This is a genomic window from Propionigenium maris DSM 9537, from assembly GCF_027925155.1.
Taxonomy (GTDB): domain Bacteria; phylum Fusobacteriota; class Fusobacteriia; order Fusobacteriales; family Fusobacteriaceae; genus Propionigenium; species Propionigenium maris.
Genome location: NZ_BSDY01000005.1, coordinates 191,316 through 204,738, shown reverse-complemented (window position 1 = coordinate 204,738; position 13,423 = coordinate 191,316). Strand labels below are relative to the sequence as shown.

General features: G+C 40.5%; 11 protein-coding genes. 1 reads left to right on the top strand and 10 read right to left on the bottom strand.

Annotation, left to right across the window (positions count from 1 at the left end; all coding sequences use genetic code 11):
* The first annotated feature begins 136 nt into the window (after positions 1–136).
* Positions 137–424 (top strand): hypothetical protein, encoded by a 288-nt coding sequence (locus tag QMG11_RS06920; RefSeq protein WP_281834632.1) that lies wholly within the window; start codon positions 137–139, stop codon positions 422–424.
* A gap of 79 nt (positions 425–503) precedes the next feature.
* On the opposite strand, the gene rpsO is transcribed toward QMG11_RS06920, so the two are convergent.
* The 10 genes from rpsO to QMG11_RS06870 all read right to left on the bottom strand — a co-directional run bounded on the left by rpsO (position 504) and on the right by QMG11_RS06870 (position 13,215).
* On the bottom strand, positions 504–761 hold the full coding sequence (gene rpsO / locus QMG11_RS06915) for a 30S ribosomal protein S15 (RefSeq protein ID WP_281834756.1): 258 nt from the start codon (positions 759–761) through the stop codon (positions 504–506).
* 357 nt (positions 762–1,118) lie between these two features.
* Entirely contained in the window at positions 1,119–2,627 is a 1,509-nt protein-coding gene (locus tag QMG11_RS06910; protein WP_281834631.1) for a KAP family P-loop NTPase fold protein, read from the bottom strand.
* Between the two features lie 144 nt (positions 2,628–2,771).
* Positions 2,772–3,590: a Cof-type HAD-IIB family hydrolase gene (locus QMG11_RS06905; RefSeq protein ID WP_281834630.1), complete on the bottom strand. Its 819-nt coding sequence runs from the start codon at positions 3,588–3,590 to the stop codon at positions 2,772–2,774.
* Positions 3,591–3,607: 17 nt separating this feature from the next.
* Positions 3,608–4,045 carry a HutP family protein gene (locus QMG11_RS06900; RefSeq protein ID WP_281834628.1) on the bottom strand — a complete coding sequence of 146 codons (438 nt, stop codon included), beginning with the start codon at positions 4,043–4,045 and terminating at the stop codon, positions 3,608–3,610.
* Positions 4,046–4,108: 63 nt separating this feature from the next.
* Positions 4,109–6,274, bottom strand: coding sequence for an ATP-dependent zinc metalloprotease FtsH (gene ftsH, locus QMG11_RS06895; RefSeq protein WP_281834626.1), 2,166 nt, complete (start codon positions 6,272–6,274; stop codon positions 4,109–4,111).
* Complete coding sequence (gene tilS / locus QMG11_RS06890; protein ID WP_281834623.1) at positions 6,255–7,610, bottom strand: tRNA lysidine(34) synthetase TilS; 1,356 nt, start codon at positions 7,608–7,610, stop codon at positions 6,255–6,257. Before tilS ends, ftsH begins: the two co-directional genes overlap by 20 nt.
* 44 nt (positions 7,611–7,654) lie before the next feature.
* Positions 7,655–8,794 (bottom strand): SpoIID/LytB domain-containing protein, encoded by a 1,140-nt coding sequence (locus QMG11_RS06885; protein WP_281834622.1) that lies wholly within the window; start codon positions 8,792–8,794, stop codon positions 7,655–7,657.
* Between the two features lie 6 nt (positions 8,795–8,800).
* The gene (locus QMG11_RS06880) at positions 8,801–10,468 is read right to left on the bottom strand and encodes a B12-binding domain-containing radical SAM protein (protein ID WP_281834620.1); all 1,668 of its coding nucleotides are present in this window, start codon (positions 10,466–10,468) and stop codon (positions 8,801–8,803) included.
* Positions 10,469–10,517: 49 nt separating this feature from the next.
* Positions 10,518–11,498, bottom strand: coding sequence for an endolytic transglycosylase MltG (gene mltG / locus QMG11_RS06875; protein ID WP_281834618.1), 981 nt, complete (start codon positions 11,496–11,498; stop codon positions 10,518–10,520).
* Between the two features lie 130 nt (positions 11,499–11,628).
* Positions 11,629–13,215: a DEAD/DEAH box helicase gene (locus QMG11_RS06870; RefSeq protein WP_281834616.1), complete on the bottom strand. Its 1,587-nt coding sequence runs from the start codon at positions 13,213–13,215 to the stop codon at positions 11,629–11,631.
* Positions 13,216–13,423: the final 208 nt, after the last annotated feature.

Below are 13,423 nucleotides of genomic sequence, written 5' to 3'. Positions count from 1 at the left end.
ACAACCTCTATTCCCAGTTATTATAGCACCTTTACCCCTAAAAATCAAAATTATTTTCCCCCCTCCAGGTAAAAAAATCGTTGTATTGTTTCCTTTTACAGTGTATAATTTTCATAAAAAATAGCAAGAGGTGTTTATGAATAAAGTATTAAGATTTAGTAAGTTCGATACAAGGAAAAGGCTTATACAGTACAGCCTTACCATTTTGATTCTGCTCCTCCTCTCATTTTATATATTTAACAAAGCCAACGCCATAATCAGAGAGAGAAGGGTAGAGCGTATCCAGAAGTATACTGCTGAGCTCTCTACACTGAAAGAGGACAAGGAGGAGAACCTGAGACAGATCGAGAGGGAGTACGATGAAAAGATTCAGAAGCTTCAGATCAAGATCGACACACTAAGGGAAAAGGTAGATATGAACTAACCCGCCACTGAGGCGGGTTTTTTATTTTCCTGTTTCAAAAAATTAAAAATGCAGAGAACTATGTTCTCTGCATAATGAATTACTTTCTGATTCCAAGCTTTGCGATTAGAGCTCTATATCCATCAAGATCCTTCTTAGTTAGGTAGTTAAGAAGTCTTCTTCTCTGTCCTACCATCTTAAGTAGTCCTAGTCTTGAGTGGTGGTCCTTGTGGTGCTCCTTAAGGTGAGCAGTAAGGTGGTTAATTCTCTCAGTAAGGATTGCGATCTGAACTTCAGTAGATCCAGTATCTCCTTCGAATTTTCCGAACTCTTTAACGATTTCAGCTTTTGTTCTCATTGCCATGTTTGTTTCCTCCTAATATCTTATTATCTGGGCAAAGTAAAGCGTCGGCTAACGCCTAACCTAGCTCAAATTATTACTTATTCTAACACAGTTGCTGGATTTTGTAAAGACTATTATTACTTCTGTCTTGATACAAAAACAACCAAGAAATCAAAAGGGTTTCGTACCTTTCTCTTGAAAGAAAGGTACCCAAAGTTCAAGACTACGATAATTGCCTTTATTAAGCAGAGCAAGGTTACCGTTCCTTTTAAGGACTCAAGATTGAACCTATCCTGTTTAACGGAACGAAGCAACCTATCTCTCGTGAAGTTCAACGGCTATCTTTAGTCAAAATTTTCTTATGGTATAGTTTTATTCGCTAATATATAAAGCTTCTAAAAAAGAATATTTTTTCTCGCACCACTCTATTAATGGTTCATTTCCACCTTTATATGAAGGACTTATATTTAAAGGAATACCTATGTTAGCCCGCTCATCTATGTAATAATCAAAATTCATTAAGCTCATCTCCCCTATTTTCACGCTCTCTTTATAAGCTATATTTTGATCATTTAATGAAATTAACTTTATTCTACCCTCATAAGCCCTTCCATAGTCATCTCTAGTATTAAAATTAAAATTTTCTATACATCTGAAAAAAACCTGATAATACCATTTATCTACTCGTAAATTTATTATACCTTTAAATAATTCAATCTGTTTCCCATAATAAACAGGTGAATCCCAGCCTAGGCTACTATTTTCTTCAAAACACTCTCTAACTTTTTTTATAAACTCCACAAACCTCTCTTTACTAAATTCCTTGTTAATATAATATAAAACCAACGTAAGTAACATAGTTAAATCTTCTCTTTCTCTACTATTTAAAGTCTTTATTAACATTTTAAATTTTGAAAATTTCTTTTTAAACTCCCTTACTGAACTATCCAAGAGATGTTCTAAGTTTTTATAAAAATGTAAAAATAACGCTTCCGAAAAAACATTTATATCTACCTCATATTCATTCTCTACTATCAACAGATATTTAGACTTATCAATGTGCCCCTTGTATTCTATTTCTAAATATTCATTAAACTCTAGCTTGGGAAGTTCAAACTCTAAATCAAAGAACTTTTGAAAATAACTCTCTTTGCTCCCAAAACTTCCAAAAAGATTTTCTGCACTTTTGGTCAACTGCTCTTTATTAATGAGAAATACAAAAAACAGTCCTCTTATATTGAAAAAGTGCTTCACACACTCCAATACTTCAATAGAAAAATCAGGTCTGCACCTGTCTAATTCATCTATAATAATAACTTTAGGAGTATATTTATTATCAAATAAAATCGAATTGTCCTCTAAAACTTTTTTAGTTTTTTCAATCAACTCTAAATAATCAGTATATTCTTCCATTGAGTCTATTTTATCTGAATTTTTTAGGATCTTTAAAATTTTAAACAAAGGAATTTGAGCAATATCACCTACTGTTTCTCCACAAGTATTTAAAATTTTTTCCAATGATTCTGTAAGCTCTATTTCAGTCTTAGCCCCATTGCTTACACCAGACAATATTCTATACAAAATAGTTTTCATAGGTTCTTGAAAAAAATCATTTTCCCAAGCATTATAATCTATTACTTGGATGTTCTCTAAGTAACTATTTTTTAAAGCTTCATTTTCTATATAATGCTTCAACCCTTTAGCAAAAAAGCTTTTCCCCATGCCAAACGTCGAGTTTATAGCTAGCGTGTTTATCGTTTCATCTACATCATACTCTTCAAAATCTCTTGCATCTGTTAGTTGATTGATTATTAAATAGCTTATCTGCTCGACAAAATTCTTTCTATTTTGTGTTAAACCCTCATAGTATTTTTTCTCCATTTTCATTCTCCATCCAAACCATTTCTTTGAATATATTGATATCAAATTAAAACCTATTATCATTATACAATATTTCACCACTTATATGAAAGCATCATACATGAATATAAAAAATACCCTCGGTTGAGGGTATTTTTAAATATTTTATAGTGCTATCTTTTCAAGGATGAATCTTTCCACTACGTGGGCCATGGCGTCATCGTTGTTGGATGGGGCTATGTGGTCACACATCTCCTTGATTGGTTCCTTGGCGTTTTCCACAGCTACAGATAGTCCTGCTACCTCTAGCATGCTCTGGTCGTTGTAGGAGTCCCCGCAGGCGATTATCTCAGATGCCTCTATTCCCAGCTTCTTGGCAAGCTTTAGAAGGCTTGCCCCCTTGTCGATCCCACTCTTCATAATCTCAAGGAAGAATGGTTTTGAGATAGCCACGCTGTACTCTTTCCCCAGTCCCTCCTTCAGCTTCTTCTCCACCTCAGCCAGGTATTCAGGGTTTTCCAGCATGATGCACTTAACTACCGGCCCCTCTACTTCCGACTTAAAGCAGTCCACCTTTCTGTATGGCATACCAGTTAGCTCTACCTCTACCTGGGCATACTCACACCTCTCCTCACTGATTATCTCGTCCTCTACATAGGTGATTATATTTACATTGTGCTCCCTGCTGAAATCATGCAGCTTATGGGCGTCCTCACTGGCAAGACTCTCCTCCAGCCATATTCTTCCAGTAGCACACTCGGTAATGATAGCACCGTTGTATGAAAGAATATAGCTCCCATACTTAGCCAGCTCCAGCTCATGGGCAAGGTCTGTCATGGCAAAGGTCGGTCTTCCAGAAGCCAGTACAAACTTAACTCCCATCTCTTGAGCCCTCTTTATGTACTCCTTATTTTTATCGGAAACCTTTCCCTCTGAGTTCAGAAGGGTGTCGTCTAGGTCCGTTACAATCATCTTATACTTCATCTTAACACCTCACACTTTTAATTGGAATTCTCTCCCTCTAGAAGGGGAACAGCTCTGTGGCTCACAGCCATCACCGTTTCATTTAGGTGGAGGAGACCTATACTGAAGTACAGAGCTACACTGAGGTCCTCCCCCTGTCTTGCTACTCCGATCTTTCCTCCAACACTGAGGCCATTCATATTGTTTTGGATCTGGTTCAGTGCCTCCCTTATGGCACCGGCTATGGCTCCGTTATATGTCCTGGTATCCTCTATTATTCCCTTTCTAACAGAGGCCACAAGAGCATTCTCTATTATCTTGGGAACGATGTTTGGCATCTTCCCCCCTACATTCACCGCCACACACTTAAATCCATCCTTGGCAAACTCCTCTATAAGTCCCCTCTCCTCATCCCTTGTGGATATAGCCATCCTTATAGCTCTTTTGGTTGCTTCATTGCCTGCTCTCTCTCCCACTGTTACTTCCTCCTAAAGACAGTAAAAATAGGAGCTAAGGCTCCTATTCTCACAATATCTATTCTATACTTCCTTTTCTTCTCTTTCCTCTTCCACTGCTGTTTCTTCAGCAACCTTTTCCTCGGTCTGAACCTCTTCAACAACTTCCTTTTCTGCAACCTCTTCCTCAACTGCTTTTACAGTTTTAGATCTTAGTGGTTCCAGCTCTCCACCCTCTATAAGGATGTTCAGCTCATCTCCGGTAATCGTCTCTCTCTCAAGAAGAGTTTTAGATATACTGTCAAGAAGAGCATAGTTATCTCTCAGAAGCTGCTTTACCTCTGTATAAGCTTCATTTATCAGTCCGCTTATCTCAGCATCGATCTCCTTACCAGTAGCCTCACTGTAGTACTTCTGCATAAACATGTCCCCTTCCTTGGTGTTATCCAGAAGGATTGGTCCAAATTTCTCAGTCATACCAAACTTAGTTACCATAGCGTGGGCTATAGCTGTTGCTCTTTCTATATCATTGCTTGCTCCAGTTGTAATATCTCCAAAGACTACCTCTTCTGCTGCTCTTCCTCCAAGAAGGGTTCTAAGTTCAGCAAGGTATTCATTTTTAGACTTAAGGTATCTGTCCTCTGTAGGAAGGGTCATTGTATATCCAAGAGCTGCCATCCCTCTAGGTACCACTGTTACCTTGTGAACCGGCTCAGTATGAGGAATAATACACTGAATAAGTGCGTGTCCTACCTCGTGGTAGGCAACTATATTCTTTTCCTTCTCTACAGTTACTCTGGATTTTCTTTCTGGACCTATAGATACCTTTTCAGATGCTTCTTCCAGGTCATCCATAGTTATCTCTTCCCTTCCAGCTCTCGCTGCAAGGATAGCTGCCTCGTTAAGCATGTTAGCAAGGTCTGCTCCTACAAATCCAGGAGTCTTTCTAGCTATTACATGAAGGTCTACATCCTCAGCCAGCTTTTTACCCTTTATGTGTACTGCAAGGATCTCCTCTCTTCCCTTAAGGTCCGGTCTGTCAACTACAACCTGTCTGTCGAATCTTCCAGGTCTCATAAGGGCTTTATCCAAAATCTCAGGTCTGTTTGTAGCAGCCAGTACGATGATAGTTTCCTCGGTACTGAACCCGTCCATCTCTACAAGAAGCTGGTTTAGAGTCTGCTCTCTCTCGTCGTTTCCTCCACCTTGGCCTGCTCCTCTTTTTCTACCTACAGCGTCGATCTCATCTATAAATACGATACACGGTGCATTTTTTCTAGCTTTGTTAAATAGATCTCTTACTCTGGAAGCTCCCACACCTACGAACATCTCTACGAACTCTGAACCAGAGATACTAAAGAACGGTACTCCAGCTTCTCCGGCTACAGCCTTCGCAAGAAATGTCTTACCTGTTCCCGGCTGTCCAAGAAGAAGTACTCCCTTAGGGATCTTAGCACCTATTCTTCTAAACTTTTCAGGCTCCTTCAGGAAGTGCACTACCTCCTCTAGTTCCTGCTTTGCTTCCTCGATACCTGCTACGTCCTCAAAGTTAACGTTGGATATCTCCTCACCGTTCTCCTTGGCTCTTGATTTACCCATATTGAAGATTTGCGGACCTCCGCTTCCCCCTCTGTTCATCTTATTAAGCATGAATATCCAGATACCAATAAGAAGCAGCATCGGGAACCACGATACAAAGATACTCACAAGGAATGGAACCTTTTCAGGATCTAGTGATCCCACCTGAATATTTTCACTCTCTCCAATGGCATTCATAAGGTTAACATCCTGAGAGATTCTGTCGGAGATCATTCTTGCATTTATCTCCTGATCATCCTGCTTTATACCATATACGTATCCCTCTTTTTCATCGATACTCTTGATGTTTCCGGATCTTACTTCACTTAGGAACTCACTGTACTTTACCTGTGTTCCCATATTCTTTGTCTTATTGGACATTAGGGAAGGTATAGACATGAAGATAGTTACCACAAATAAAAGCATTACTATATTTTTAAAGTTAAACTTATTTTCCTTCTGTGGCTTCTTGTCTCCCTGATTGTTGCCTCTGTTGTCCCCCTGAGGCTCTCTCCCCTTTGGAGCTCCCTTCTTCATTCCATATTTCAGCTTGGCTTTAAGCTCCTTCTTTCTCTCCTCTAACTCATTATAACCTTTATTGTCCTTATTCTTGTTTTGCTCTTCAGTATTTTTATTGTTTTCCTGGTTGTTGTTATTCTTCTCCTCGCTCACTGAAGTTCCCCTCCTCTACTATTAGTTTGATTGAATTTTCATCTGGCTTTCTAACCCTGTATCTTTCATTTCCTCGTACCCCTGCTATCCAGACGATCTCTTCTTCTAGGGTTACTATAGGGATCTCCTCTCTTGCCTCTTTAGGAATCTTATTGTTTATAAAGATATCCTTCAACTTCTTAGTTGCTCCCTTATCGGATATGGTTATTCTGTCCCCTGGCTGTCTCCTTCTTATCTTCAGTACACTGCCTGGGGGAATGTCAGCTGCAAAACTCTCTCTTCCAGATACACTACAGGATCCGGCAACAGCCCTCACCCTGTACCTTCCAAATCTTGCCTCTCCAGGTACTTTTAGCTCTACCTGTAGGTTGTCATCAATACAGTTTTCACTATCTACACTTACGTAAAGTTTATTATATTCCTTTTTAAGTTTCATTTTTTTTCCAAGGCTTAGCTCCTTGCTTCCACCGCTTTTCATAACAGCTAGAATAGAGTCTAATTTCTTTCGGCTGACCTCTACACCATAGTGGGTGAGGTAGCTGTTTAAAATTTTACGCTTCTCATAGTCGGTAAGAACTTCTATCTCCTGCCACTCCAGGGCATCTTCCCTCAAGAATCTTTTGTAGTCCACCTTGAGGATGGAGTTTACCTCTCCTATCTCCTCCATGAGGTTTGCTATCTTCTCCTTGAAGTTTCTGTTGTACTTTTCCTCGATCTCAGGTATAAGGTCCAGTCTTATACTGTTTCTGGTATAGTCAGCTTTCAAGTTGGATGAATCTATCCTGTACTCTATATTGTTTTTATGCATATACTCCATTATCTCACCCTTGTAAAGGTTCAATATAGGTCTTACATACCTCTCTCTTCTTACAGGTATTCCCTCCAAGCCCTTTAGCGAGGTTCCCCTCATAAGCCTGAACATAAAGGTTTCTATCTCATCATCTAAGTTGTGAGCCAGAGCGACCTTGTCAGCTCCTGTTTCCTCAGCCACCTCATTAAAGAAGGTGTATCTTATCTCTCTTCCTGCTTCCTCTTCTCCTATCCTGTGTGCCTTGGCATACTCCTGCATACTCTGCCTCCTTACAAAGCAGGGTATATTCAGCCTTTTAGCCACACACCTTACAAAGGTCTCATCTCCATCGGACTCCTCACCCCTTAACAGGTGATTTATATGAGCTAGAGACAGCTCCAGGGAAAACTCCTCCCTCAGCTTCAGAAGTACTTCCAGGAGAAATACTGAATCTGGTCCTCCAGAAAAGCCAATGACCACCCTCTCTCCCTCTTCAATCAAGCGATTCTTTAAAATAAACGCTCTTATTTTTTTTATCAATTCCATTCTCTACCCCATTTTATCTAGCTTTAAGCTAATTATAGCACATTTTAATCATTTTTCAACTTTTTTATTTGTACTCCTTTATAGTAGTGTTTCACTATTCTATCATAGGATTTTCCGGCATTTGCAAGGCCATAAGCCCCATACTGACTCATCCCCACACCGTGTCCGGAACCCTTACCTTTAAAGGCGAAGGTGCTCCCTTTGTCCGTCACTCTAAACTGGGTACTGTGGAGTTTGTTATAGCCAACTATCCTCCTCAGCTCATTCCCGCTGATCCTCTTCCTCTGGCTTCCTATGAGTTCTAAAGTGTGCACCCTGTTGCTGGCAACCTTTATGACCCTTATACGGTCCACCCTGAACCCCGCCTTTTGGGAGAGCTCCTTCTTGGAGATGCTTACGTTCCAGTTGAGTCTGGGGGACTTTGCCTCACTTGCGCTATCCTTTTTTCCACGAAGATAGGGAACTGCTGACCCTCCCCATACATCCTCATTGTTAGCTGTCCTCCCCCCGTTTGTGGAGTAGTAGAGAGCATTTATAGGTTTTCCCTCATGGACTATTATCTCTCCCACCGTTTCATTAACAAGGGTATTTATCTTCTCATTCTCCCTCTCCCTTCCCAGATACATCTGGGAGTTCACATTGTCCAAGAGATCAAACTTCTCATACTTGTAGTTAGCCAGGTTATAGTAAAGATAGGTTCTTGCAGCCAGCACCTGAGCCTTTATGGCTTCTGTGGGAAAGTAGTGTCCTATCTCAGAAGGAACCACCGAGTAGATATACTCCTCAGACTGTATACTGTTTATAGGAAGCACACGCCCCTTATAGGGTATAAACTCCATATCTCCCCTGTAGGGACTGTAGGTCTTCCCATCGCTGCTCAGCATAACCACAGCATTGAATTCACCCTTAAACACCCTTATCTCCTTGGCATAGATCCCCTTAAATCTCAGACCCTCTCCATCTACGGATATCTCCTCTGGATGGTCCTCAGGTATTTTGTACACCTTCTTACCCGTTCCCTCACCTATCTCAAGGTAGAGGTCCCCCTTAGCTCCCATAAACTTAACCTTGGAACCGCTAAACCTGTTTATGGCAACCTTGAGGTCCTCCTGAATAAACTCCTCCCAGGAGAAGGCAACCGACTGTACAACTAACATTAAAATTAATATTAACTTCCCACTCATCCTCTATTAACACTCCTGAACTTTGACTTCTCTTCCCTCATAGATAAACAGCAGATCCACCTGATCTTCCTTCCCTGTGATCACATTGTAGGAAAATCTCTCTATCTCAGTTTTCTTGTGTGCCTCTCTGGCACTTTTAAACTGAAGGTTTTCAATGGTATTGTTGTATTTTTCCTTGTCCTTGTGGCTTACAAACCAGTAAGGGTAGCTTCCCGGTTTTCCAAGCATGAGGTAGTCATACTTCAGATGCTCTGTAAAGATCTCTAACTTATCAAAATCCTTGCTTCTGTAAAACTCATAGAAGTGGTTGAATATCGCTACCAGCTTATGTCCCATCTGGAAGTACCCATTTTCCCTGAAGTAGAGCGCCATCTCCTCATAGAAATCAAAGGAGCTACCATAGTGCTTCTCCAGAATAAACTTGAGACTCCTTCCAAACTTCTCGGAGTTGTAGTAGTGATCCAGCACTCCCTCTATATCCTTTAGCATAGTTATCTCCCTGTAGGAGATAAACTTATTGGCCAGCACCTCATAGGGAGGAAACTCCATATATTTATAGTCGAACTCCTCTACCTCTGTGGATATCTGTGTCCCCTTGAGTATCTTCAGGAACCCCAGCTGAACCATCTCTGGGTACATATCATGGACATAGTTAAAGGATCTTTTGAAGGTAGTATAGTCCTCATAGGGAAGTCCTGCAATAAGGTCCAGGTGCAGATGGATATTATCCTTTATCCTCTCCACATTGTGCTCCAGCTTCTCCAGGTCATTCCTTCTCTTTATGGCTTCCATGGTCCTTTCATTGCTTGTCTGAACCCCTATCTCAAACTGGAAGTAATCCTTGGGTACTCCCTCTAGAAACTCGATAACCTCGTCATCAAAGAGGTCTGCACTTATCTCAAAGTGAAAGGTTGTATCCTCACTGTATACACTTAGAAGATACCTCCATATATCCATATACCTTTCCTTCTTCAGGTTAAAGGTTCTGTCTACAAACTTAACAAGCTTTATACCGCTGTCCAAAAACTTCTTTAGGTCCTCCTTGGTTCTCTCACTGGAAAAATACCTCACACTTCTCTCAATAGAGGACATACAGTAGGAGCATGCAAAGGGACACCCTCTGCTGGATTCATAGTAAAGAATTTTTGTACCGTTACCTCTCAGCTCCTCCATGGTATATGGAAATGGGATCTCATCCAGATTCTCTATAGGTTCCTGATTTCCATTGTACCTGATCTCATCCCTGTTCTCTGGGTCCCTGTAGTAAACCCCAGATACCTCGTTTATATCCTTAGTCAGGAAGTTCAGAGTGCTTCTCTCCCCCTCGCCACTGATTATATAGTCGATCTCAGCTCTTTCCTTCATCACAGAAACTGAGTCATAGGATACCTCTGGTCCTCCTAGGACTATCTCAGTCTCTGGAAGGATCTTTCTTACCTCTTTTATGAGTTTAAATACATACTCCTTGTTCCAGATATATGTAGAAAATATCACTACATCTGGAGCTCTGTCATATATATCTCTTATAACCTCTGAGATGGAGTTGTTTATACTGGTTTCATATATACCTATTTTTTGTTCGCTGTACTCCTCTACATATCTCTTTATATATCTCACAGCCAGATTGGTGTGGATGTACTTACTGTTTATAGCTGCAAGCAAAACCTTCTTCATATCAATACCTCATCCTTACTTTTTTCATGGGACCTCTGGGGTCCTCCCTCTAATTTGAGTTTTTCTTTCTGTTTTTATTCCTCACATCCCTTATATAGTTAAGGTGTTCCCTGTAACTCCTTGTGAAGTGGTGTCTTCCACTCCCGTCCTCTGTAGCTACAAAGAAGAGGTAATCTGTATCTGCAGGCTTAAAAGCCGCTCTTATAGATGCTGCATCTGGGTTGGCTATAGGTGCTGGTGGCAGCCCGGTGTTTCTATAGGTGTTGTAAGGCGAATCTACCTCCAGGTGCTTATAGTACATCCTTCTCTTTTCATAGCCGTATATATAGTTTACTGTAGCATCGGATTCCAGCCTCATCCCTCTTTTAAGCCTGTTGTGGAATACAGAGGAGATAGTTTCCTTCTCATCCCACACCTGGGCTTCCCTCTCTATAACTGAAGCCAGGATCAGCATCCTATAGAACTCCTTCTTATCCTCATACTCTGCTGCAGGGAAGTTCTTTAAGAATTCATTTAAAAATATCTCCACTACCCTCTTTTCCGGTGCTCCCTCTGGGATGAAGTATGTCTCAGGATAGAGATATCCCTCGAAGTTACCACCAGGAGTTGGGTATGGAAACTCCACCTCTTCAAGTGCCCTCTCAAACTCCTTCTTTTTTCCCAAACCATTCATTTCCAGCTGGTTCAGCACCTCATCCAGGTGGGTCCCCTCTGGGATGGTGAACCTGGCTACCTTGTCCCTTCCCTCCTCTAGGAGCTGAACTAGTTCCTTTATAGAGTAATTTCCCTGGAGCTTGTAGTAACCTGCCTTTATTCCCTTACCGCCATTTCTCAGCTTAAGGTAGATCTTAAAGAAGAGATCATCTGCCACCTGAAGTTCAGAAAGAGATCTCCCAAGGGGTACCCCTCTCTCTATCTCTAAAACCTGATCATAGTGAACCTTCTTTACCTGTGTTTCCCTGTAGTACCAGTATAGACTCCCGAGGCCTACTAAGCCCAGAAAAACCATACCTTTCAAAACTTTCTTCATCTTACCATCCATCCCCTGTTAATTATAGTCTATCGTAGTTATATTCTATAATTTTATAGTTTTATTGGCAATTATTTATTTTTGCAATAAAAGGGAGTATCTCTACTCCCTTTTACACTACAATCTATTATTATTTTCTTCTAACCTTTGCCTTTTCAATAAGAGGCTTTCTTCCTCTCTTCTCCTGCTTGAATGTAGCAATGATCTCCTCTGCCTCAGCAAATGGTACAGTCATAAATGAGAAGTTCTCATAGATCTCCACTCTCTTTATGCTCTTATCCTTTACTGTAGTCTTTTTCTTTATCATATCAACAAGCTTCTTAGCTGTCATCTTATCTTTCTTTCCAAGGGCGATGAATAGTCTGGCTTTACCAGTCTTATCAACCTTTACATCCTCTATCTCTCTGTAGTTCCCCTCATCTAGAAGCTCATCATATGAGTGCTTTAGAAGAGCTGCAATTAGAGACTCTGGATTTGGACTAGCTTCTAACATCTCCTCTGCCATCTTCTGGAATGACTCGTAGCTGCTTCCCTCTAGAATAGTATTTACTTCCTCGAATACTCTGTTTCTCTTAGCTTCGATTACATCCCTTACACCAGGAACTTTTTCCTTCTTGATCTCAGTCTTTGTGATTCTCTGGATGTTTAGAAGTCTTCTGTACTCAGATGGAGTGATGAAAGTTATAGCTGTTCCTTCCTTACCTGCTCTACCAGTTCTTCCGATTCTGTGTACATATGACTCTGGATCCTGTGGAATTGCATAGTTGATTACGTGAGTAAGGTCATTTACATCTATTCCTCTAGCTGCTACGTCTGTAGCTACAAGAAGGTTTATTCTCTTGCTCTTAAATCTTCTTAGAGTAAGCTCTCTGTGGTTCTGAGTGATGTCTCCGTGAAGACCTTCAGCATCGTAACCTCTGTCGTTAAGCTTTCCAACTAGTACGTTACAGTCATTCTTTGTTCTACAGAATACGATTCCGTAAAACTCAGACTCGATATCGATGATTCTACAAAGAGCCTCGAACTTGTCTCTTTCCTTTACTTCAAAGTAGATCTGCTCTGTAAGGTCTGTTGTTAACTCTCTCTTCTTTACTGCAAGAACTTCGTGCTCTCCCATGTGCTCCTGAGCTACTCTCAGGATCTCTCTTGGCATTGTAGCCGAGAAGAAAAGCATTCTCTTGTTGTCGTTTGTTGCTCTTAGGATCTCCTCGATATCATCTACGAATCCCATGTTTAGCATCTCATCAGCTTCATCTAGAATGAAATAATCAATAGCGTCTAGCTTTAGGATCCTTCTGTTAATAAGGTCGATAACTCTTCCTGGTGTTCCTACAACTATATCAGTTCCTCTCTTGATCTGCTTTCTTTGGAATTCAAGAGACTGACCTCCATATACTGGAGTTATTCTTAGTCCTCTACCGTGAGATAGAGAGTTCATCTCCTCTGCTACCTGTACAGCCAGCTCTCTTGTTGGAGCTAGTACGATTGCCTGTATATTTCCAGTTACCTTCTCTATCTTCTCTAGAATAGGTAGAGAGAACGCTGCAGTTTTACCTGTTCCAGTCTGTGCCTGACCTATTATATCCTTATCTCCATTTAATAGTGCTGGTATTGTTAAAGCCTGAATCGGACTTGGCTTTTCAAATCCCTTCTCTATTAGTGGCTTAAGTGTTTTGTCTGTTAATCCTAGTGCTCTAAACTCTTTTAATCTTTCCATTCTTCACTTCCTTTTTTTAATTTTCTGGGGCTATCCCTGGGATACCCCTACATCTAATGACGATGCATCTTCTATACAAAGGAACGGTTATAATATCTTCATAAAATTTCCCATAAAACAAAATATATAAAATGCATAATCATATTTAACATTAGCAGTTTATTATATCACATTTTCGAAAAAAATACACTAAGAAATTAAAAAGAGG